This is a genomic window from Lentzea sp. NBRC 102530, assembly GCF_030269365.1.
In the GTDB taxonomy this organism is placed as follows: Bacteria; Actinomycetota; Actinomycetes; order Mycobacteriales; family Pseudonocardiaceae; genus Lentzea.
Map to the genome: position 1 here is coordinate 191,893 of NZ_BSTF01000007.1, position 20,608 is coordinate 212,500.

The 20,608-nt window shown below is 71.3% G+C and carries 21 protein-coding genes; 8 read left to right on the forward strand and 13 right to left on the reverse strand.

Going from position 1 to position 20,608, the window contains the following annotated elements; all coding sequences use genetic code 11:
- The first annotated feature begins 57 nt into the window (after positions 1–57).
- The 3 genes from QSK25_RS20470 (at position 58) to QSK25_RS20480 (ending at position 3,054) form a co-directional block, all read left to right on the forward strand.
- Positions 58–1,437, forward strand: a complete 1,380-nt coding sequence (locus tag QSK25_RS20470) for a DUF2867 domain-containing protein (protein WP_285640352.1) — start codon at positions 58–60, stop codon at positions 1,435–1,437.
- Between the two features lie 19 nt (positions 1,438–1,456).
- A complete protein-coding gene (locus QSK25_RS20475) occupies positions 1,457–2,128 on the forward strand; it encodes an AIM24 family protein (protein WP_285640354.1) in 672 nt (223 codons plus the stop codon).
- Positions 2,129–2,250: 122 nt separating this feature from the next.
- The gene (locus QSK25_RS20480; protein ID WP_285640356.1) at positions 2,251–3,054 is read left to right on the forward strand and encodes a hypothetical protein; all 804 of its coding nucleotides are present in this window, start codon (positions 2,251–2,253) and stop codon (positions 3,052–3,054) included.
- Here QSK25_RS20480 and QSK25_RS20485 read toward each other — a convergent pair whose 3' ends face one another.
- Positions 3,055–3,966, reverse strand: a complete 912-nt coding sequence (locus QSK25_RS20485; RefSeq protein WP_285640358.1) for an amidohydrolase family protein — start codon at positions 3,964–3,966, stop codon at positions 3,055–3,057.
- Between the two features lie 58 nt (positions 3,967–4,024).
- Between QSK25_RS20485 and QSK25_RS20490 the strand changes: the two genes are divergently transcribed.
- Complete coding sequence (locus tag QSK25_RS20490; protein ID WP_285640359.1) at positions 4,025–4,471, forward strand: MarR family winged helix-turn-helix transcriptional regulator; 447 nt, start codon at positions 4,025–4,027, stop codon at positions 4,469–4,471.
- Here QSK25_RS20490 and QSK25_RS20495 read toward each other — a convergent pair.
- Entirely contained in the window at positions 4,461–5,420 is a 960-nt protein-coding gene (locus QSK25_RS20495; protein ID WP_285640361.1) for a helix-turn-helix transcriptional regulator, read from the reverse strand. The two genes, QSK25_RS20490 and QSK25_RS20495, sit on opposite strands and share 11 nt — an antisense overlap.
- Positions 5,421–5,528: 108 nt before the next feature.
- On the opposite strand from QSK25_RS20495, the gene QSK25_RS20500 reads away from it, so the two are divergent.
- Positions 5,529–5,975 carry a VOC family protein gene (locus QSK25_RS20500; RefSeq protein ID WP_285640365.1) on the forward strand — a complete coding sequence of 149 codons (447 nt, stop codon included), beginning with the start codon at positions 5,529–5,531 and terminating at the stop codon, positions 5,973–5,975.
- On the opposite strand, the gene QSK25_RS20505 is transcribed toward QSK25_RS20500, so the two are convergent.
- Positions 5,972–6,979 carry an NAD(P)-dependent alcohol dehydrogenase gene (locus tag QSK25_RS20505; protein ID WP_285640367.1) on the reverse strand — a complete coding sequence of 336 codons (1,008 nt, stop codon included), beginning with the start codon at positions 6,977–6,979 and terminating at the stop codon, positions 5,972–5,974. The genes QSK25_RS20500 and QSK25_RS20505 overlap by 4 nt on opposite strands.
- A 97-nt stretch (positions 6,980–7,076) precedes the next feature.
- Between QSK25_RS20505 and QSK25_RS20510 the strand changes: the two genes are divergently transcribed.
- Positions 7,077–7,646 (forward strand): TetR/AcrR family transcriptional regulator, encoded by a 570-nt coding sequence (locus QSK25_RS20510; protein ID WP_285640369.1) that lies wholly within the window; start codon positions 7,077–7,079, stop codon positions 7,644–7,646.
- A gap of 90 nt (positions 7,647–7,736) precedes the next feature.
- Here QSK25_RS20510 and QSK25_RS20515 read toward each other — a convergent pair whose 3' ends face one another.
- Positions 7,737–8,168, reverse strand: a complete 432-nt coding sequence (locus QSK25_RS20515) for a DUF6069 family protein (RefSeq protein ID WP_285640372.1) — start codon at positions 8,166–8,168, stop codon at positions 7,737–7,739.
- A 105-nt stretch (positions 8,169–8,273) separates the two neighbouring features.
- Between QSK25_RS20515 and QSK25_RS20520 the strand changes: the two genes are divergently transcribed.
- Positions 8,274–8,834 (forward strand): TetR/AcrR family transcriptional regulator, encoded by a 561-nt coding sequence (locus QSK25_RS20520; protein ID WP_285640374.1) that lies wholly within the window; start codon positions 8,274–8,276, stop codon positions 8,832–8,834.
- A 264-nt stretch (positions 8,835–9,098) separates the two neighbouring features.
- Positions 9,099–9,917 (forward strand): aminoglycoside phosphotransferase family protein, encoded by an 819-nt coding sequence (locus QSK25_RS20525; protein WP_285640375.1) that lies wholly within the window; start codon positions 9,099–9,101, stop codon positions 9,915–9,917.
- Here QSK25_RS20525 and QSK25_RS20530 read toward each other — a convergent pair.
- From QSK25_RS20530 to QSK25_RS20570, 9 genes are all read right to left on the reverse strand, one after another.
- A complete protein-coding gene (locus QSK25_RS20530; protein ID WP_285640376.1) occupies positions 9,914–11,824 on the reverse strand; it encodes a serine/threonine-protein kinase in 1,911 nt (636 codons plus the stop codon). The two genes, QSK25_RS20525 and QSK25_RS20530, sit on opposite strands and share 4 nt — an antisense overlap.
- A gap of 342 nt (positions 11,825–12,166) precedes the next feature.
- Positions 12,167–12,361: a helix-turn-helix domain-containing protein gene (locus QSK25_RS20535; protein WP_285640378.1), complete on the reverse strand. Its 195-nt coding sequence runs from the start codon at positions 12,359–12,361 to the stop codon at positions 12,167–12,169.
- 141 nt (positions 12,362–12,502) lie between these two features.
- Positions 12,503–13,705 (reverse strand): ROK family transcriptional regulator, encoded by a 1,203-nt coding sequence (locus QSK25_RS20540; RefSeq protein WP_285640380.1) that lies wholly within the window; start codon positions 13,703–13,705, stop codon positions 12,503–12,505.
- Between the two features lie 52 nt (positions 13,706–13,757).
- Positions 13,758–14,765, reverse strand: a complete 1,008-nt coding sequence (locus tag QSK25_RS20545) for a sugar phosphate isomerase/epimerase family protein (protein ID WP_285640381.1) — start codon at positions 14,763–14,765, stop codon at positions 13,758–13,760.
- Positions 14,766–14,778: 13 nt separating this feature from the next.
- The gene (locus QSK25_RS20550) at positions 14,779–15,918 is read right to left on the reverse strand and encodes a Gfo/Idh/MocA family protein (protein WP_285640743.1); all 1,140 of its coding nucleotides are present in this window, start codon (positions 15,916–15,918) and stop codon (positions 14,779–14,781) included.
- Between the two features lie 83 nt (positions 15,919–16,001).
- The gene (locus tag QSK25_RS20555) at positions 16,002–17,030 is read right to left on the reverse strand and encodes a substrate-binding domain-containing protein (protein ID WP_285640382.1); all 1,029 of its coding nucleotides are present in this window, start codon (positions 17,028–17,030) and stop codon (positions 16,002–16,004) included.
- A 44-nt stretch (positions 17,031–17,074) separates the two neighbouring features.
- Positions 17,075–18,097 carry an ABC transporter permease gene (locus tag QSK25_RS20560; RefSeq protein ID WP_285640383.1) on the reverse strand — a complete coding sequence of 341 codons (1,023 nt, stop codon included), beginning with the start codon at positions 18,095–18,097 and terminating at the stop codon, positions 17,075–17,077.
- Complete coding sequence (locus QSK25_RS20565; RefSeq protein ID WP_285640384.1) at positions 18,094–19,602, reverse strand: sugar ABC transporter ATP-binding protein; 1,509 nt, start codon at positions 19,600–19,602, stop codon at positions 18,094–18,096. Before QSK25_RS20565 ends, QSK25_RS20560 begins: the two co-directional genes overlap by 4 nt.
- 144 nt (positions 19,603–19,746) lie before the next feature.
- The gene (locus QSK25_RS20570; protein WP_285640385.1) at positions 19,747–20,571 is read right to left on the reverse strand and encodes a hypothetical protein; all 825 of its coding nucleotides are present in this window, start codon (positions 20,569–20,571) and stop codon (positions 19,747–19,749) included.
- Positions 20,572–20,608 lie beyond the last annotated feature (37 nt).

Here is a 20,608-nt window from a genome sequence, read left to right on the forward strand (position 1 = left end):
ACGCCCGGTGATGCGAACGGACGATTGCGATCGACCGAAAGCGGGCATGCTGCACCGGTGAAGTCCAACGAGAAGCGGTGCCTCGTGCTGGGCGCGACCGGACACCTCGGTTCGCGCCTGGTCCCGGAGCTCGTCGCCCGAGGCCACCGCGTGGCCGTGCTGGTCCGTGACGGCGCTCAGGCGACGCGGTTCCCCACGAACGTGATGGTGCACGTCGGCGACGCGACGGACGCACGAGCGGTCAGAGAAGCATTGGCAGACAACGACGTCGTGTACTTCCTGGTGCACTCGCTCGACCGACACGACTTCGCCGGCATCGACCGCAAGGCCGCCGCCACGGTCGCCTCCGCCGCCGAGGAATCGGGCGTCGGGCAGATCGTCTACGTCGGCGGGCCTCGGCCGGAAACGACCCTGTCCCCCCACCTCGCCTCACGCGCCGAGGTCGGGGACGTGCTGGCCGGCACCGGTGTGCCCACGCTCGTGCTGCAGGCGTCGATGGTCATCGGCGACGGCTCGGCCAGCTTCGAGCTGCTGCGGTCCACGGCGAGGCTCAGCCCGTGGGTGCCGGTGCCGTCGTGGATGCACAACACCAGCAGGCCCGTCGCGGTCGACGACGTCGTGCACTTCCTGACCGCCGCCGCCGACACGGACCCGATCGACGGCGTGTTCGACGTGCCGGGTCCCGAGCGGCTCAGCTACGTGGAGCTCGTCCAGAGGTGCGCACGGGTGCTGCGACTGCCGGTCCGCGTGCCGCTGCCCGCGCCGGTGTGGTCGCACAAGCTCGCCGCGCAGGTCGCCGGGCTGCTCACCCCGGTGTCGGCGAACGTCGCCGAGCCGCTGTTCGCGTCACTGGACCTCGACCTCGTCCCGGACGGCCCACCCGCCACCGACGTGCTGCCCGCCCCACCGGGCGGCCCGACCAGCATCGACAACGCCATCCGCGCCGCGACCACGACAGCACCGGAGCCGACCGGCGGCGAGGTGTTCACCGAGGAACGCACGGTGCTCACCGAGGCGTCACCGCAGGACGTCTGGCGCACCGTCACCGAACTGGGCGGCGACGACGGCTGGCACACCCTCCCTCTCGTGTGGACGGTCCGCGGCGCGATCGACCACCTCTTCGGCGGCATCGGCCTCTACCGCGGCCGCGCGCCGAAGATCGACGAGGGCGACGTCGTGGACTTCTGGACGGTCGTGCACCGCGACGACGACGCGCAACGCCTCGTGCTCAAGGCCGACATGAAGATGCCCGGCCACACGGTGCTCGACATGCGCGTCGACCGCCACGGCGACCGCACCCGCTACCGGCAGAAGGTCACGTTTACCGCCGACGGCCTGATGGGACAGCTGTACTGGAAGGCGCAGAAACCGTTGCACGACATCGTGTTCGCGATGATGGCGCGCGGAATCGTCCGAACGGCATGCACGAGCCGGTGATCACCTGCATGATCTGCGCATGCGCAGCTCACTGTTCAACCACGCGGAACGGCCTGTCGAGCCCGGAAGCTTCCAACTGCAGAACGAACGCATGCTCAAGGTCGACCTGACGGGCAGTGGAGGGTTCTTCTTCGCCAAGCAGGGATCGATGGTCGCCTACCAGGGTGACGTCGACTTCGCCTACGAAGGCGCGGGCGGCCTCGGCAAGCTGTTCAAGAAGGCCTTCACCGGTGAGGGCATGTCGCTGATGAAGGTGTCGGGCAGCGGCGACGTGTTCCTCGCCCAGGACGCCGACGAGATCTTCGTGCTCTACCTGGAGAACGAGAGCGTCACGGTCAACGGCAAGAACGTGCTCGCGTTCGACAGCACCCTCACGTGGGACATCAACCGCACCGAGGGCGCGTCGATGCTCAGCGGCGGCCTGTTCAACACCACGTTCACCGGCACCGGCGCGCTGGCCGTCACGGCCTACGGCACGCCGGTCGTGCTGAACGTCGACGTGCCCACGTTCGTCGACATGCAGTCGGCCGTGCTGTGGTCGACCTCGCTCCAGTCCTCGATCCGCAAGACCGCGAAGCTCGGCGCGGTCATCGGCCGCGGTTCGGGTGAGGCCTACCAGCTCGCGCTGACGGGTCAGGGCATCGTCGTCGTGCAGGCGTCCGAGGGGCACCCGGTCCCGACCGCGCAGTAGTGCGGACCGGGGTGCCGGTCTCGGTGATCGGGATCGCCGAGACCGGTTCCCCCGAAGCGTTTGGCGCCGATCCGGGCGGGTAAGTGATCACGGGATCGTGGATCGCACCGCCCGGAGGCACCGTGATGTTGTTGCCCGCTGCTCGTGGACCGCTGAGCGCAGGGGTCATCGCCGCGCTGCTGGCGGTCGAGGCTCCCGCGCCGCCGCTCACCGCGGTGGACGACCCGGAACGCCTCGTCCACGACGCCGACTTCCAGCTCGCGCTGTGGATCGCCCTCGCGGCGGACGGGTTCGACGGCGTCGCGCCGGAGCGGGCGGACGCCCCGGAGGTCCTGCGGTGGCGTTCACTCCTGAGCGAACGGTGGAGCGCCGCTCTGCACGAGCTCACGACGCCCGTGGTGCGCGCGGCAGGAGGTGACACGGCCTCGCCGCAACGCATCGGCGACCACCTCATCGGCCTGATCAGCGGCGGGCACACCGGGCTGCACTCGTTCGCGCAAAGCAGGGCCACCGCAGCCCAGCTGCGGGAGCTGGCAGCGGTCAAGGCCCTCGACCCGCTCGACCGGATGCCGGCCGTGGCCATCGCCGTGCACAACACGGCTCGCCTGACGACCGGCCCGTCCGCGGTCGGTTTCCACGCCGCGTCCGCCGCGGTTTCCCTGTTGTCCGAACGGAATCCGGCACACGAGCGGAGCTGGGCCGAGCTGCTGGACGCGTGCCGCGAACACCTGAGCGCGAACCCGGGGCGCACCCAGGAACTGCTGCACGCCGCTGCCGCCGCGATCGTCCTCGAGGTGCGGCTCGGGCGGCACCTGCTGCGCTGCTGGACGCAGGCCGTGCCGGTGCTCGACCCGGTGCGCGCGGTGCTGATCGGGGCCGAGCAGCGGGCACGCCCGACGCTCTCGCTGACCAGCGAGTCCGCCTGATCAGCGGACGCGCTCGCCGCCGATCCACACGGCGGTGATGTTCCGGGTCGCCGTGATGTCGACCGCCGGGTCGCCTTCGACCTCCAGGCGGTCCCGCGGGTCGACGGCCAACCCGAAGACGCGCGCGGGCAGTTCGGTCGCGCCGCGCACCGCCTCGGCCGGGGTGAGCCCGGCGGCGACCAGGAGCTCCAACTCGTGGTGCATCGACTCGCCGTGCTTCGGCGCGAACGGGGCTCCGGGCGCCGAGTTCGCGTCCGTGCCGGCGAGCACGGCGACGCCCGCGTCGCGGAACCGGGTCACCGTGTCGCGGGCGTGCTCGTAGCGGAAACCCAGTGGCGCCAGCAACTTCGCGGTGCCCTCCATCATCGTCAGGGTCGGCACCGAGACCATGCCGGTCTCGCGCATGCCCGCGATGGTGTCGTCGTCCAGGACAGCGTCCAACGGCGCGTGCGTGCTCACGTCCACACCGGCTTCCACGGCCACACGGAACGCACCGGTCGTCACGGAGTGCGCGACGACGAGCAACCCGTGGTCGTGCGCGGCACGCACGAGCGCATCAACGGTCGGCTGGTCCATGCCCTCCGGCGGCGCGGCTTCAGTGACGATCTTGAGGAAGTCGGCGCCGTCGGCGACCCGGCGGTCCACGAACCGCTTCGCCTCGTCCGGGCTGGTCACGACCCCTTCAGCCGGAAAGCCCGGCATCCGCGCGTGATGTCCTCCCTTGCCCACGGCCGGGATCGTGGCGCTCCTGATCCTCGCCACGCCCTTCTGCGCGCGCATCTCGTCCACCAACTCGCGCGGCCACGAGCCCATGTCGAGCCCCGTCGTCACGCCCCAGCGGGCGAGTTCCTCCAGATCGGCCCGGCCCGACGTGTGCACGTGGGCGTCGATCAGGCCTGGCAGCACGGTCATGACGTCTCCCTCAGATTTACCTTTTACGAAAGCTATCTCTAAAGGTACTATCACGGTCATGTCCTCGCTGTCACTCGCCCAGCACGCCGTGAGGCTGCAAACGCTGCTGGAACGGCACATCGCCGAGGTCCTGAAGCAGCACGGGCTCTCCCGCAGCGAACTCGACGTGCTGGGGGCGTTGGCGTGCGGCGAGGCACGCCCTCAGGAGCTGTCGGCACAACTGCTGCTCACCACCGGCGGCATCAGCAACATCCTGCGCAGGCTCGAAGCCGACGGGCACATCACGCGCGAGGCGAACGCCAAAGACGCGCGCAGCAACATCGTGCGCCTTACAGCCCAAGGCAAAGCCATCGCACAGCAGACAGGCGACGCCGTCACCGACGTGATCGACCGGGTTCTCGGCGCGGTGGAGGACTCACTGGTCGAGACAGCCGCGGACCAGCTGCACCAGGTCCTGATCGCGCTCGGCGAGGACGCACCGGTGCACCGCGGTCCTACGCACTGACGGCCCGAGCCGCGCGTGCGGCCAGCTCGGCGAACGCGTCGCGCAACTCCGGCGGCCCGACGACCTCGATCTCGGCACCGAAACGCGCCAGCCCGGCGGCGAGCGCGTCCCACGACCACGAGCCGGTCGTCAGGCGCGTCCGCGTCGGGCCGGCCTCCGTCGCCGTCCCCTCCCCCACGAACGGCGCGACCTCGGCCAGCGGCAGCCCGAGCACCACCTCGCCGTGGCACGGCCACCCGGTGTCCGACCCCTTGAACCGGGCGGCCAGGAACTCGGTGACGCTCCCGCCGGGCACCTCCCGCACCGCGAAGCGCGGGCCGTTCGGGATGCGCAACGTCAACCGGTCCACGCGGTAGGTGCGCCAGTCGGAGCGTTCGTCACTCCAGCCGACGAGGTACCAACGTCCGCCGCGGACAACGAGATGATGCGGCTGCACACGGCGCAATGACGGCTCACGGCCAGGCGCGGCGTAGTCGAACCTCACCTCCTCACGACCACGAATCGCCGCACTCAACGCGAGCAGCACCGAGGTGTCCACCGTGGACGCGGCCTCGGCCGCCGTGACCTCCAGCGCGTCGACCCGTTGCCGCAACCGCGACGGCATCACCTGGCGCAGCGTGACCAGCGCCCGCGCCGCGCCCTCCTCGATCCCCGCGCCCGCGCTCACCGCGATCCGCAACGCCACCGCGAGCGCGACCGCCTGCTCCTCGTCGAACAGCATCGGCGGCATCTGCGTGCCCGCTTCCAGCCGGTACCCGCCGTCCGGCCCCTTCACCGCGTGCACCACGTACCCGAGTTCCCGCAACCGGTCGACGTCGCGCCGCACGGTCCGTTCGCTGACGGCCAGCCGCTCGGCCAGCACCGTTCCAGGCCAATCCCGGCGCGCCTGGAGCATCGACAGCAACGCGAGCAGGCGCGCGGAGGTGGTCGCGGCGGAAGCGGTCGGCATGTTCCGAAGTGTGCCAGGAGTAGCGGACGTTCTCTGTCCTGTACCCACGACATCGTGGTCCTCATCGCCGGAAACCTCCGGCGACGCGCCACTCGAAGAAGGACCACCATGCCGCTCAACGCAGTCACCCACCTGAACTTCCGCGGCCAGGCCAGGGAGGCTCTGGAGTTCTACGCCTCGGTGTTCGGCGGGCAGACCACCATCGCCACCTACGGCGACTTCGGCATGCCCGCCGAGGCCCCCGGCGCCCAGAACGTCGTGTTCGGCCAGGTCGTCGCGGACAACGGCTTCCGCGTCATGGCCTACGACGTGCCCGGCGCGAACGCCCCGGCCAGCACGGGCGAGACCCGCCGCGAGAACGGCGTCACGCTCACCACCGAGCCGTTCTTCCTGTCCGTGCGCGGTGACGACGTCGAAGAGATGGCCGCCCTCTGGAAGGGCCTGACCGACGGCGCCACGATCGTCGAGGAGTTCGGCCCCGCCCAGTGGTCGCCGGGCTTCGGCATGCTCACCGACCGGTTCGGCGTGACCTGGATCGTGGACGTCGCCGCCTAGAACTCGACGACGGCGCGGTAGCGCGCCTTCCCCTCGCGGACTCGGCCGAGCGCCTGGTCGAAGTCCGCGGCGGGGTAGGTCTCCACCACGGGCCGGATGCCGTGGCGGGCGGCGAAGTCCAGCATCTGCCGGGTGTGCGCGGCGGAACCGACGATGCCGGCGGCCACGCGCTTGGCCGCCGGCAGCAGGCTCATCGGCCCGAGCGCGATCGCCTGGCCGGGGACGCCCACCAGGCACAGCGTGCCCCCGGGGCGGAGCAGACCGAGGTAGTCGTCCCACGGCAGGTTCGCGCCGGCCGTGCACAGGACGAAGTCGAACGAGCCGGCGGCTGCGCCCATCGCACCCTCCTCGCCGGACGCGATGAACTCGGTGGCGCCGAAGCCTTCCGCACTGTCGCGTTTGGACTCACTCGTGGAGACGGCCGTGACCTCACAGCCCCACTTCGCGAGGAACTGGATCGCCAGGTGCCCCAACCCGCCGATGCCGACGACCGCGACCCGATGCACCGGCAGCACGCCGTTGACCAGCAACGGTGAGAACACGGTCGTGCCCGCGCACAGCAACGGCGCCGCCTCGGCCGACGGGATGGCGTCGGGGATCGGATGCACGTGCCGCCAGTCGCTCGCGCGCACGTGACTCGCGAATGCGCCCCGGTCGCCGCGCACGACCGTGTCGTCCCGGGCGGGACAGAGGTTGGTCTCGCCGCGCAGGCACCACTCGCAGCGGAAGCACGACCCCGCGATCGCGCCGACGCCCACCCGCGTGCCGATCGGCAGGCCGACGTCCGCACCGACGGCCTCGACCACGCCTACAGCCTCGTGACCTGCGACGACCGGGTACCTGGAGATCCCGAACTCGTCGTCGATCACGCCGATGTCGGTGTGACAGACGCCCACGTGGGTGACCCGCACGTCGACCTCGTTCACCCCGAGCGGTCCGCTGTCGTACTCGTACGCCCGCAGGGAGCCGCCTGCTTCCATCGCCGCGTGCGCGTGGACTCGCATGATGCCCTCCACCACTAAAACAAACTAGTTAGTTACTCCTTCAGGTAAGCACGACATCACGCTTCGCGCAAACCAACGAGTTGGTTACGCTGTGGTCGTGAACGATGGGAAAGCCACCAGGCAACGACTGCTGGACGCGGCGACAGCGGAGTTCGCGGCCTACGGCATCGCGGGCGCCCGCGTCGACCGGATCTCCGCGACCGCGAAGGCCAACAAGGCCCAGCTCTACGCCTACTTCGGCGACAAGGACCGGCTGTTCGACACGGTCTTCCAGCTGCACGCCGACGCGCTGGTCAACGCCGTGCCGTTCACCGCGGACGACCTGCCGGGCTACGCGGTCGCACTCTACGACTCCTGCCTCGAGCAACCGGACCTGGTGCGCCTCGCGACCTGGGCCCGGCTCGAACGCGTCCCGGCGGGCGCGCTCGTCACGTCGATGCCCGAGCAGACCGAACTGAAGCTCGAGGCGATCGCCGCCGAGCAGCGGGCCGGCCGGGTCGACCCTGCGCTCGACCCGGCCGACGTTCTCGCGATGGTCTCGATGCTCGCGCTCACCTGGTCCCCGGCGAGCCTGTTCCACACGGCCACCCCGCAAGACGCGCGAGCCGACCACGAACGCCGGCGCGCCGCCCTCGCCGAGACGGTGCGACGCGCGTTCCGCGGTTAGGCGCTGCCCTGTGAGTTCGTTCGACGAGAGGCGCGGGCCAGCGAGCGAGTCGCCCGCCACTGTCGCCCAGCGGACTCGCAAGGACAGCGCCTAGGAACCGAGCGGCAGCACGCGGTTCAGCACGGGCACGGTGGCCGCCGCGACGACGGCGTGCATGAGGATGAGCGCCAGCGAGTTCACCGGGGAGGCACCGCCCGCGAGGATGCCCAGGTCAGGGATCCACGAGACCACGACCACGACCGGCACCAGCACCCGCAGCACCCGGCGCGGGTTGCCCGCGAACCGGCGCACGAGGTACCAGCCGAGCGTGCCGAGCAGGATGCCGAGGACGGTCGCCGGCCCGTACTCGGCGATCGCGAGCCCGACGCGTTCCGTGCCCTCGGGCACGAACTTGCCGGCGACCAGGGCGATCAGCGCGTTGACGACGATCGAGGCCACCGCGGCGCCGAGCAGGCCGACCACGACCTCTCCTGCGCTCGGCGCGAGTGCCGAGGAACGGGTGGGGAAGCTGGTGTCGGCCATGGTCCGCGTCCTTCGGTAGGCTGTTTGCAAGCAGTCACTTGCAAACAAGGTAGCCACTGGGGCACCCTCAATGCAAGTGCACACTTGCATTGAACTGGAGGGTGCGTGGCGAGCCGGGTGAGCGACCAGGCGGTCTTCGACGCGGTGCTGGAGGTGATCGCCGAGCAGGGGTACGAACGGGCGACCACGCGCACCATCGCCGAGGCCGCCGGGATCAACGAGGCCACGCTGTTCCGCCGGTTCACCTCGAAGGAGAACCTGCTCAAGCAGGCGGTGCGGAGCAGCTTCGCGGGCTTCGCGCTCGACCTCGACGCCCCCGGCGACGACGTGGCGGCCGACCTGCTCACGATCGTCCGCTACTACGCGCACCTCTACGAGGCCCGCAGCGGCGTCGTGCTCACCCTGATGCGCGAGGCGAAGTTCAGCCCCGAGGTCGCCGCGGTGCTCACCGAACCGGAGAAGCTGCTGCGCCGGGTGGACGAGGTGATCTTGCACCACCAACGGCGCGGGTCGCTCGTCGTCGAACCACCGCGGCACACGTTCTTCGCGCTGGTCGGGCCGCTGATGATGCGCTCGCTGGCCCGGCGCGTCGACCAGCTCGCCACGCAGGCGCCCGCCGATCCCGAGGCCGTGGTCCGCCGGTTCCTCGACGGCCACCGCCCCTGATCTCAGGCCGCGGCGCAACGCCTGGAGCACCTCGAGTTCACGGTCGACGTCGCGCCGCTCCGCTTCGAGCCGGACGACCTCTTGGGCCAGCAGCTCGACGGCCCGCACACCCGGCCCACCGCCACCCCGGCGCCGGCCCGCACAGCTGTCTCCGTCATGCGTCCCCTGCTCGGCGCCGGGACCCGGCGGTGAGGGGCTCAAGCGTCACGACCTCGGCATGGCAGAAGTCATGGGGCAGGTGGCGTTGGCGGTAGCTTGCCCTTCGTGGACCTGACGACCATCGCTGCCGCCCTGCTGCCCGGCGTGCGCCTGGACGACGCGTTCGTCGCCGAGGAGGGCAACACCCACGACGTGCTGCTGATCCCGGGCGTGGCGGCGGTGCGGGTGAGCAAGCGACCGCTGGGCGCCTCCTCGATGCCGCGCCGGATGGAGGTGCTGGCGCAGTTGGCTGCCGCGGGGCTGCCGTTCCAGGTCCCCGAACCGCTGACGCCCGTGACGTCGTTCGGTGCGCGCGCCGCCGTGGCCGTGTCCTGGGTGGACGGTCTCGGTCTGCCCGCCGGGGAAGGTGATCCGGCGCAGGTGGCGGAGGTGCTGGAGGCCGTGCGGTCCGTGCCTTTGACGCCGTCGCTCATGGCCGTGCTGGACGACCGCGCGCAGGGCCCGTCGTGGTCGGAGATCATCACCACGTCGATCCTGCCCCGGTTGCCGTCGAGGTTGCGCGCCGAGTCCGAACGGCGACTGGAGGCCGCGCTGGCGCTGGATCCCGTTCCGGATGCGTTGGTGCACGGCGATCTCAGCGGCTCCAACGTGCACTGGTCATCCGACGGCAAGCTGCTGGGCGTCCTCGACTGGGACTTCGCGATGCCCGGCGACCCCGCCGTCGACGCGGCCCAGATGTCCTGGCACGGCTGGGACACCGTCCGCCGGGCCGTGCCCGCCGCCGTGTACGAGCGCGCCCGCATGTGGGACGCGCTGTTCGGCATCGGGCACCTCGTCGCCACGATGAACGGCCGCCCGATGACCAGCCCGGACGGCTTCGTGTCCGCGATCGTGCCGTGGCTCGAGGCGGACCTGCGGACCTAGTACTTCGACAGGATGTTCTGGTTCCACCACAGGTCGAGCTTGCCGAGCACCACCAGGTCGCCCGGCCGCTTCACCGTGCCGATGGTGAGCGTCTTGCTGTCGACCCACCACACCTCGGCCTTGCCGTCGTTGAGGAAGCACGTCGTGAACTCACCCGGCAACGGCCCGGACGTGTCGCGGTAGTAGAGCGCGTAGTGGATGGGGTCGGAGTCGGGACGGCAGCCGCCCCGGTCGTCCATCCGCGGGATGCCCCGGCTCGTGACGACGTTGAGGAAGTAGGCGTCCTGGGCGGCGCGGTCGGCGAACAGCCGGAACTCCGCCTCGGTGGGCGGCGGGAACCGGTCGTCCGCGGTGACGTTCGCGGTGGCGCACCGGGTGGCCGCGACCGTTCCGGCGTCCGGGGTGGCGGTCACGCAGGAGTTGGCGCTGCGGTAGACGGCCGGGAGCGCGGCTTGCAGCGCGTCGTCCTGCGGGGACCGGGACGTGGTGACGGTCGAGAGCTTGGTGGTCGTCGTCGTGGTGCTGGACGTGCTGGTCGGCGTGCTGCTGGTCGTCGTGCCCGTGCCGAGGGTCTTGTCCTTGTTGGACACGATCAGGATGGTGGCGACGATCGCCGCCACGACGGCCAGGGACGTGCCGGCGAGGGCGAGGTGCTTGGCGGTGGGACGGCGGGGCCGGGCGGCGGGCGGGAACGGGGGCGACGTCCACTGCTGGGGCGCCGCAGTGGTGGGACGGGGGAACTGGGGGTGCGGGCCCGACGTGGCCTGGGGTGTCATCGGCTGCGGGACGCCACCGGAAGGGCTGGCCATCGACGGACGGTTCGGCGAGGAGATGGCCTGGCCGCCGGGAGGGGTGGCGGCGGGGCGTGGGTGGCCGGCGGGAGGGGCGCCGGGCGCGGCGAGCCCGCCGGGCGGCGTGCCGGGAGCGGCAAGACCACCCGGTGGAGTGCCGGGTGCAGCGGGCGGCGTGCCGGGAGCGGCAAGACCACCCGGTGGCGTGCCACCACCAGGCGGAGTGCCGGGAGCGGCGAAGCCGGGCCGCCGGGCCGCGGGCGCGCCAAGACCTGGCTGACCGCCGGGAGGCGTTGCCGGTGCCGTCACCGCGAGCGCCACCGCACGGGCGAACTCCCCCGCCGTCGCGTACCGGTCGGCGGGCCGCTTCGCCATCCCCTTGGCGATGACCTCGTCCACGGCGGGCGGAACGGCCGGGTTCAGCGGCGACGCCTTCGGTGGCGCCTCGTTCAGGTGTGCCCAGATCTGCGCCGCCGTCCCGTCGGCCGTGAACGGCCGACGCCCCGACAGGCAGGCGAACAGCACGCAGGCGAGGGCGTACACGTCGGCGCGGCCGTCCACCGGGCCGCTTTCGAAGCGTTCTGGCGCCATGTAGTCCAAAGTGCCCACGACGGAGCCGGAAGCCGTCAGGCTCGTCGCGGCCGGGGAGGCGCTGCGGGCGATGCCGAAGTCCACCAGGTACACGAAGTCGCCGCCCGTGACGAGGATGTTCGACGGCTTCACGTCGCGGTGGATCAGGCCGTCGGCGTGCGCGGCGTCGAGGGCGCTCGCCACCTGCTCGACGATCCGCACGGCCCTGGAGGGTTCCAGGGGTTCGGTGCGGATCAGGTCCGACAGGTCGGCGCCCTCGACCAGGCGCATGTCCAGGTAGAGGCGGTCGTCGATCTCGCCGTAGGCGTGGATCGGGATCACGTGCGGCTCGCGCAGGCGGGCGACGATCTGGGCCTCACGGCGGAAGCGGGCCCGGTAGTCCTCGTCGTCGTGGTAGCCGGGCGACAGGCGTTTCAGCGCCACGAACCTGTCGTGCGCCGTGTCGTAGGCGCGGTGCACCTCGCCCATCCCGCCGCGACCGAGCAACTCCTCGATCCGGTACGGCCCGAACGTCTCTTCCGTCATCGTCCCCGTGTTCCCGAGCGCCCTGTGTCCCACCGTGTCGACGCGCGCCGACCGCCGCGGGTTCCCCCGGACGCCCGCGGGGAACAGGCTACAAAAGGCCGCAGCCGAAAGGACCGGCTCTCGTGACTCGCCCCCGAGTCGTGTCCGCCACTCAGTGGCAGGCGGAACGCGACGCACTGCTGCTGCGCGACGGCGACGAGGTCTTCCGCATCTACCGCGCCAACGGCCGTGGCGTGGACCTCAATCCGCACGCCGCACGGCAGGCAGGAGGAGTGGGAGGAACTGGCCGGACGGCTGGCCGCAGTCCCCCACGATGGTGCGGACGCGGCTGCGCGATGAGCACTAGGTCTCGCGCACGGACAGCCACTCCAGCTCGGCGGCGAGTGCGCCGAGCTGGAAGCGGGACTGCGCTCCCAGCAACGACTGCAGGCGCGAGATGCGGCGGTTCAGGGTCCGCAGGCTGACGTCCAGCTCGCGGGCGATCGCGCGGTCGGTCGCGCCGGTGCGCATGAGCCCCAGCAGGCGCTGGGTCGCCACCGTGGGCTCCGTGCGGGCCCCCGGTGTTACACGGGTCACAGCCATACGGCGACGGTATGTCGGACTATTGGCGACTGTCAATCAAAAGTCCGGACACCGTTGCCATATCGAAGCCATCTTCAGGCTGCGAACAGCCAATAGTCAGCGGGAGACCAGCACCTCCCTCGCCGCGACCGACTCCAGCCGGGCGTCCAGGACCTCCGGTGACAGCACGTGCCGCACGACCATCGCCGCCGCGCCCAGCGCACCCGCGGTCACGCCGGCGCCCGAGGCGACGATCCGCAGGTTCTCGGTGGCCAGCGGCAGCGAACGCCGGTAGATCGACTCGCGCACGCCCGCCAGCAGCATCTCGCCCGCGTCGGCCAGCAGCCCGCCGATCACCACCAGCGACGGGTTGAACATGCTCACGCAGCCCGCGAGCACCTCGCCGATGTCGCGTCCCGCCTGCCGCACGACCCGCCCGGCCTCGAGGTTGCCGGCGCGCACGAGGTTCACGACGTCGGCCGTGGACGACGCCGGGTGCCCCAGCTCCCCCAGCCGCACCGCCAGCGCCGGGCCGGCGGCCACGGCCTCCAGGCACCCGGTGTTCCCGCACCGGCACAACGCCTCGCCCCCCTGCGGCACGCGGATGTGCCCGAGGTCGCCCGCGGCACCGGCGGCGCCGCGGTGCAGCACGCCGTTGCTGATCAGCCCGGCGCCGATGCCGGTGGCGGCCTTCACCACGATCATGTGAGCCACGTCCGGGTGCGAGGCGGTGTGCTCGCCCAGCGCCATCAGGTTGACCTCGTTGTCGACGAGCACCGGCACGTCGAACTCGGCCGCGATCGCCGCGGGCACGTCGTAGCCGTCCCAGCCGGGCATGATCGGCGGGTTGTTCGGCCGGCCCGTGGAGTGTTCGACCGGGCCGGGCAGGCCGATCCCGACACCGGCGATCTCCGCCGGCTCCACCGTGTCGAGGAGCGTTCGCCAGGACGCCACCAGCAACGGCAGGATCACGCCCGGCCCGTCCGCCACGTCGAGGTCGACCTGCGCGACGGCCAGCAGCCGGCAGGCCAGGTCGGACACGGCGACCGTCGCGTGGGTCGCGCCCACCTCGGCCGCGAGCACCAGGTGGGCGCGCGGGTTGAAGCCGAACCGGCCGGCCGGACGCCCACCGGTCGACTCGCCCGTCCCGCTGCCGGTCACGAGCCCGGCCGCCACCAGCAGGTCCAGCCTCGCCCGCACGGTCGACCGGGCGAGTCCGGTCGCGTCCACGATCTCCGCTCGGGTGCGCGGGTTGCCGTCCATCAGCATGCGCAGCACTGCGGCCGGCGATCCCGCCTCGACACCCAAGGAGCTCTCCATCGAACAATTGTCACATCGGCCGAAAAGTGCGGCGGGCAGTCCCGCCGCCGTGTCACCCACCCGAGCTGAACGCGGCGTCGAACGCGGCGGTCGGCGGGTCGAAAGCGTTGCGGCGGATGAACTCCAGCGCTTCCGGCGCGCCGATGAGCCGGTCCATCCCCGCGTCCTCCCACTCGACGCTGATCGGACCGTCGTAGCCGATGGTGTTGAGCATCCGGAACGACTGCTCCCACGGCACGTCACCGCGTCCGGTCGAGACGAAGTCCCAGCCGCGGCGAGGGTCGGCCCACGCCAGGTGCGAGCCCATCCGGCCGTTGCGCCCGTTGCCGACCTGACGGCGGGCGTCCTTGCAGTCGACGTGGTAGATCCGGTCGCGGAAGTCCCACAGGAACCCGACGGGGTCGAGGTCCTGCCACACGAAGTGCGACGGGTCCCAGTTCAGCCCGAACGCGGGCCGGTGCCCGATGGCCTCCAACGCGCGCACGGTCGTCCAGTAGTCGTAGGCGATCTCCGACGGGTGGACCTCGTGCGCGAACCGAACGCCGACCTCGTCGAACACGTCGAGGATCGGGTTCCAGCGGTCGGCGAAGTCCTGGTACCCGGCGTCGATCATCGACTGCGGCGCGGGCGGGAACATCGCCACGGTCTTCCAGATCGACGACCCGGTGAACCCGACGACCGTCGAGACGCCGAGCTTGGCGGCGGCTCGCGCGGTCATCTTCATCTCCTCGGCCGCGCGCTGCCGCACGCCCTCGGGGTCGCCGTCACCCCAGTTGCGGGCCGACAGGATGCCCTGGTGCCGCTCGTCGATCGGGTCGTCGCAGACGGCCTGGCCGGTGAGGTGGTTGGAGATCGTCCACACCTTCAGGTCGTGCTTGGCGAGGATCGCGAGCCGGTCCGCGACGTAGTCGTCGTCCTGCGCCGCGCGCCACGGGTCGAGGTGGTCGCCCCAGCAGGCGATCTCCAGCCCGTCGTAGCCCCAGCCCGAGGCGAGCCGGCAGACCTCCTCGAACGGCAGGTCGGCCCACTGGCCGGTGAACAACGTGATCGGACGCGCCATCTGCGGTCTCCTCCTAAACCTGCTGCCAAGAGCGGGACTCCGAGCTTGCCTCCACCGCCGCCAACACGCGCTGCACCCGCAGGCCGTCCGCGAACGTCGGCGCCGGGTCGGTGCCCGCCGCCACCGCCCGCACGAAGTCGACGGCCTGGTGGGTGAACGCGTGCTCGTACCCGAGGCCGTGCCCCGCGGGCCACCAGGCACCGACGTAGGGGTGGCTCGGTTCGGTCACGAGGATCCGGCGGTACCCCGCGACCGCCGGATCCTCCTTGCCGTCGAAGAACTGCAGCACGTTCATGTCCTCGAAGTCGAAGGCGAGGCTCCCCTCCGCGCCGTTGACCTCGATCCGCAGTGCGTTCTTGCGACCGTTGGCGAAGCGGGTGGCCTCGAACGAGCCGAGTGCTCCGCTGCCGAACCGCGCCAGGAACAACGCGGCGTCGTCCACCGTGACGGGTCCGGTCTGCCCGGTCGCGGCGGTGCCGGACAGACCGGAGTGCGAGGAAGCGATCGGTCGCTGCGACACGAACGTCGCGAGCGTGCCGACCACCTCGGTGATGGTGTCGCCGAGGATGAACTGGGTGGCGTCGACGATGTGCGCACCGATGTCTCCCAGGGCACCCGAACCGGCCTTCTCCTTGTCGAGCCGCCAGGACAGCGGCGCCTGCGGGTCCACGATCCAGTCCTGCAAGTACTGGGCGCGCACGTGGTGGACGCGGCCCAGCCGGCCCTGCGCGACGAGGTCGCGGGCGAGCGCCAGAGCGGGCGTGCGGCGGTAGGTGAAGCCGACCATCGCCCGCACCCCGCGTTCGGCGGCCCGTGCGGCGGCTTCCGCCATCGCGACGGCCTCGTCGACGGTGTTGGCCATCGGCTTCTCGCACAGCACGTGCTTGCCCGCTTCCAGCGCCGCGATCGCGATCTCCGCGTGCGTGTCGCCCGGTGTGCAGATGTCCACGACGTGCACGTCGTCGCGCTGCAGCACGGACTTCCAGTCGGTCGCCGCCTCCTCCCAGCCCAGGCGGTCGGCGGCGGCGCGGGTGCGGTCGGCGTCGCGGCCGCACAGCACGGACATCACCGGCCGCAGCGGCAGGTCGAAGAAACGCGGTGCGACCCGCCACGCCTGGGAGTGGGCTGCTCCCATGAAGGCGTGGCCGACCATCGCGATGCCAAGTTCAGTCACGTGCGGTTCTCCTCGTGCCGTGTCGAAGGCGGGTGCCAGGGACTCGAAGACGGTTTCCCGGCCTACGACTCGAAGGCGGTCGGCAGGTAGCGGTCGACGTTGTCCTTCGTCACGACCGGTGCGTAGAGCTGCACCTCGCGCGGGACCTCCACCTCGACCAGGTCGCCGAGGCTCTTGCCCTGCACCGCGAGCCGCGCGAGGCGGATGCCGTCGGCGCCCTGGGTGGACGGGTAGATGACGGTGGCCTTGTGCGGGCCGTTGTCCGCCTTGATCTCACGCATCACGTTGGCCGAACCGGCACCGCCGACCATGAAGAACTCGCTGCGGCCGGAGTTCTTGATCGCGGCGGCCACACCGACGCCCTGGTCGTCGTCGTGGTTCCAGATGGCGTCGATCTTGCGGGCGGCCTGCAGCAGGTTCGCCGCGGCCCGCTCACCGCTCTCGACGGTGAACTCGGCAGCCACGCGGTTGCCGACCTTGAGCCCGCAGCCCTGCAACGCGTCGGCGAAGCCCTTGCTGCGGTCCTGGGTGAGCGGCAGCGAGTCGATGCCGGCGATCTCCGCGACCACGGCGTCGGTCTTGCCGTTGAGCTTCTCGCAGACGTAAGTGCCGGCGGAGACGCCCATGCCGTAGTTGTCGCCCAGCACCGTGGAACGGGCGGCGAACGGGCTGTCGAACTCGCGGTCGACGTTGATCACCGTGATGCCGGCCTTCATGGCCTTCAACGCGACCGGCGTGAGCGCGGCGCCGTCGAACGGCAGCAGGACGATCGCGTCGACCTTGTCGTTGATGAACGTCTCGACCTGGCTGATCTGGAGGTTGACGTCGTTGGTGCCTTCGACGACGCGCAGCTCCACGTCGGAGTACTTGCCGGCCTCGGCCTTGGCGGCGTTGGTGATCGCGGCCATCCAGCCGTGGTCGGCGGCCGGGGCGGAGAAGCCGATGACGACCTTCTTGCCGGGTTCGTCGTTGGCGACCTTGACGCCGCCGCCGGAGTTGTTGCCGCCCTGGCTCTCGGGCGTGTTGCCGGTGCAGCCGGCCAGTACCAGTGCGGACGCGGCGGCGAGCAGAGCGACTCTCTTGAACTGCATGGGTTTCTGGTCTCCTCGGGTGGCAGCGGTCGGGTGTCGCGGCGTCAAGCGCCGCTGCGGCGGGCCAGTCGCTGCTGGAGGAGGACCGCGACCACGATGATCGCGCCCTTCGCGACGGCCTGGGCGGAGATGGAGAGGTTGTTGAGGGTGAAGACGTTGGACAGCGTGGTGAAGATCAGGACGCCGAAGACGGTGCCGGCGATGGTGCCGCGCCCGCCGGAGAGCAGCGTGCCGCCGATGACGACCGCGGCGATGGCGTCGAGTTCGTACAGGCCGCCGTGCGTCGAGCTGCCCGTGGTGGTGCGGGCGATCAGCATCACGGCGGCGAGCCCGCAGCACAGGCCGAGCAGCGTGTAGAGCATCACGGTGTGCCGCTTGACGTCGATGCCCGCGAGCCGGGCCGCCTCGGGGTTGCCGCCGACGGCGAACGTCCGGCGCCCGAACGTGGTGCGGTTCAACAGGACCCAGCCGCCGACGGCGACCAGCGCGAAGATCACGACCAGCACCGGGATGCCGAGGATCGAGGCGTCGAAGAACGCGGCGAAGCCCGGCACGTTCACGATCTGGGTCTTGCGGTTGGAGATGATCTCGGCGAGGCCCCGTGCGGCGGCGAGGCTCGCCAGGGTCGCGATGAACGCCACGACCCGCCCGTACGCGATCAACGCGCCGTTGACGAGTCCGCACGCTCCGCCCACCAGCAGCGCGGTGAACACCATGACGATCCAGTGCGAGTCGTTCGCGATCCCTTGTGTCGCAAGGGTGGTGGCCCACACCGACGACAACGCGACGATCGCGCCGACCGACAGGTCGATGCCGCCACCGGTGATCACGAACGTCATGCCGACGCTCACGACACCGATCACGGCCGCGAGCCGCAGGATGGTGAGCACGTTGTCGACGTCGGCGAACCGGTCGCCCGCGGTGATCACCCCGCCGAGGCACAGCAGGATCAGCGCGACGACGAGTCCGGTGTTGCGGCCGGCGGGCGACCCGAGCAACGCCGAGACGCTCGACTCCTTCGCCACCGGTGGGCTCTTCTGCGCGGGCACGGCGGTGTCCTCGCTCATGCGGCGTGTCCTTCCATGACCAGGTCGAGGACCCGGGACTCGTCGATCTCGTCGGCCGGGCCGTCGTGCACCACCCGGCCCTCGCGCACCACCAGGACCCGGTCGGCGAGCCCCAGGACCTCCTCGACGTCGCTCGACACGACGACCACGGCCACTCCGCGGTCCGCGAGGTCGCGCACGAGTTCGTAGATCTCGCTGCGCGCGCCCACGTCGACGCCGCGGGTGGGTTCGTCCAGCAGCAGCACCCGGCACTCGCGCAGCAGCCACCGCGCGAGCACGACCTTCTGCTGGTTGCCGCCGGAGAGCCCGCGCACCACGCGGTCCACCCCGGCCGGCCGGACGTCGAGCGCCTCGGTCAGTTCGCGGGAGCGGGCCCGTTCGGCGCTGTCGTCGAGGAACCCGAAGCGGGCGAAGGCGGACATCGACGAGACGGTGATGTTGCGGAACACGGCCTGGTCCAGCAGCAGGCCCTGGCTCTTGCGCTCCTCGGGGCACAGTCCCATGCCTGCCCGCACGGCCGCGCCCACACTGCCCCGCCGCAGCGTCCTGCCGTCGACCGCGACCGTTCCCGCCGCGGACTTCCTGGCGCCGTAGATGGTTTCCAGGATCTCCGAACGCCCGGAGCCGACGAGTCCGGCGAGCCCGACGACCTCCCCGGCGTGCACCGTGAGGTCGACGCCTTCGAAGCGGGAGCCGTCGGCCAGGCCGCGCACCGAGAGGACCTCGGGCGCGGCCGGGTCGACGGGTGTCCGGTCCGGGTAGACGTTCTCCAGCACCCGGCCGGTCATCAGGCCGATCAGCTCGGACGTCTTCACCTCGCGCGCGGGCAGTCCCGTCGCGACCGTGCGCCCGTCCTTCAGCACGGTCACCCGATCGCCGATCTCCCTGATCTCGGCGAGCCGGTGCGAGATGTAGACGACGGCGACCCCGTGCGCCGTCAGGTCCCTGATGATCCCGAACAGCACCCGGACCTCGTCCGGGTCGAGCACGGCCGACGGTTCGTCCATGATCAGGAGCTGCCCGTCCAGCGACAGCGCCCTGGCCATGCTGACGATCTGCTGGTGCGCCACGGACAACCGGCCGACGTCGCGGTCGGGTGAGATCTCCGGGTGCCCCAGGCGGACCAGCAGCTCCCTCGTCCGCCGCCGTGCCTCCGACCGCCGCGTGAACCCCGCGGTGGACAGCTCGTGCCCCAGGAACACGTTGTCCGCCACCGACAGCCCGGCGACGAGGTCGAGCTCCTGGTAGATCGCGGCCACGCCACTGCGCATCGCGGCCGTCGGGTTGCCGAACGACACGACCTCGCCGCGCCAGCGGATCTCGCCCTCGTCCGGCCGGTGCGCACCGGACAGCACCTTGATCAACGTCGACTTGCCGGCGCCGTTCTGCCCGAGCAGGCAGTGCACCTCACCGGCCCGCACGTCGAAGTCCACGCCCTGCAACGCCAGCACGCCGGGAAAGCGCTTCACCAGTCCCTGAACCGAGAGCAGTGCCGAGCTCGTCATTGAGTCCTCCGGGCCCCGGCAACCCTTGTGCCGGCAGGAAGTTCGGCCTAACGAGAACTCACGCTAATGAGACGCTCCGGACGTGGACAAGGCGTTCGGGGTGGCGCACATCGGCCATCTTTTCCCTTGACCGGAGCGCCCGTTTCAGCCTGCGGTGGCGAGCCACTGCGCAGCGTCGTCGGCGCACTGCCGCAGCGCCGCCCGCTCGCCGAGGTAGCCGGCCGGCACCCCGATGACGGGGAGTCTGCCCAGCGCCTGGTGGATCGCGCCACCCTGCGGACGATGGCCGAGTTCCTCGGTGACGGCGGCGAGGAGGTGGCCCTGCTGCCGGAGCAGGTGCGCGGTGACCGCGGCCTTGCCGCCGCTGACCGGCAGCTCGGTGAGCGCCCGCTTCGCCACGGCCTTCCAGTCCTTCCCGGGGAGCGCCCACCGCCCGGTGCTCCTGCCGCCCTGGTCGACGGGCGCCGGCACCGCGGCGACCTCCTCGTCCTGCTCGACGAGCGCCAGGCCCGCGGCAGCCTTCTCGTCCGCCGCGCCGAGCGCCTGCCGCAGGGGCGCCACCTCGTTCTCCTCGACGAGGGCCCACCTCCCGGCGGTCCGCTCGTCCGTCCCGGCGTCACCGCCGGCGGCGATGGCCGGGTCGACGTCCCGCCCGAACAGCACCGACGCCAGCAGCCGCACCTTCGTCCCCAGGTCGTCGACGTCGTTCTCCGCGGCGATGGCGCACAGCAGCAGACCCTGTCCCGCCGAGCCGAGCAGGTCGGCCAGCGGCAGTTTGTCGCCGGCCACGCTCATGACCCGGGGCAGCGCCGCCACCGCCGCGGTCAACCGGCCGACGTGGTTTATCCACCAGTCCACCCCGCGCTCCTTCCGGTCGCCTTCCCGCAGCTTCTCGACGATCGGCTCGCAGCCGCGCACGAAGACGCGGAGAACAGCGGAAACGTGCGCGTCGGTGATCGTCTCGGCCATGGTCCGGCTCCTCGCTCTGGGCATTTCCCGCTAATTC

What these genes read in the sequence shown, in the direction of transcription:
- QSK25_RS20475 (WP_285640354.1), top strand. Translation starts at nt 1,457, where the DNA reads ATGCGCAGCTCACTGTTCAACCACGCGGAACGGCCTGTCGAGCCCGGA.
- QSK25_RS20485 (WP_285640358.1), bottom strand. Translation starts at nt 3,966, where the DNA reads ATGACCGTGCTGCCAGGCCTGATCGACGCCCACGTGCACACGTCGGGC.
- QSK25_RS20490 (WP_285640359.1), top strand. Translation starts at nt 4,025, where the DNA reads ATGTCCTCGCTGTCACTCGCCCAGCACGCCGTGAGGCTGCAAACGCTG.
- QSK25_RS20495 (WP_285640361.1), bottom strand. Translation starts at nt 5,420, where the DNA reads ATGCCGACCGCTTCCGCCGCGACCACCTCCGCGCGCCTGCTCGCGTTG.
- QSK25_RS20500 (WP_285640365.1), top strand. Translation starts at nt 5,529, where the DNA reads ATGCCGCTCAACGCAGTCACCCACCTGAACTTCCGCGGCCAGGCCAGG.
- QSK25_RS20505 (WP_285640367.1), bottom strand. Translation starts at nt 6,979, where the DNA reads ATGCGAGTCCACGCGCACGCGGCGATGGAAGCAGGCGGCTCCCTGCGG.
- QSK25_RS20515 (WP_285640372.1), bottom strand. Translation starts at nt 8,168, where the DNA reads ATGGCCGACACCAGCTTCCCCACCCGTTCCTCGGCACTCGCGCCGAGC.
- QSK25_RS20530 (WP_285640376.1), bottom strand. Translation starts at nt 11,824, where the DNA reads ATGACGGAAGAGACGTTCGGGCCGTACCGGATCGAGGAGTTGCTCGGT.
- QSK25_RS20540 (WP_285640380.1), bottom strand. Translation starts at nt 13,705, where the DNA reads ATGGAGAGCTCCTTGGGTGTCGAGGCGGGATCGCCGGCCGCAGTGCTG.
- QSK25_RS20545 (WP_285640381.1), bottom strand. Translation starts at nt 14,765, where the DNA reads ATGGCGCGTCCGATCACGTTGTTCACCGGCCAGTGGGCCGACCTGCCG.
- QSK25_RS20550 (WP_285640743.1), bottom strand. Translation starts at nt 15,918, where the DNA reads ATGGTCGGCCACGCCTTCATGGGAGCAGCCCACTCCCAGGCGTGGCGG.
- QSK25_RS20555 (WP_285640382.1), bottom strand. Translation starts at nt 17,030, where the DNA reads ATGCAGTTCAAGAGAGTCGCTCTGCTCGCCGCCGCGTCCGCACTGGTA.
- QSK25_RS20560 (WP_285640383.1), bottom strand. Translation starts at nt 18,097, where the DNA reads ATGAGCGAGGACACCGCCGTGCCCGCGCAGAAGAGCCCACCGGTGGCG.
- QSK25_RS20565 (WP_285640384.1), bottom strand. Translation starts at nt 19,602, where the DNA reads ATGACGAGCTCGGCACTGCTCTCGGTTCAGGGACTGGTGAAGCGCTTT.
- QSK25_RS20570 (WP_285640385.1), bottom strand. Translation starts at nt 20,571, where the DNA reads ATGGCCGAGACGATCACCGACGCGCACGTTTCCGCTGTTCTCCGCGTC.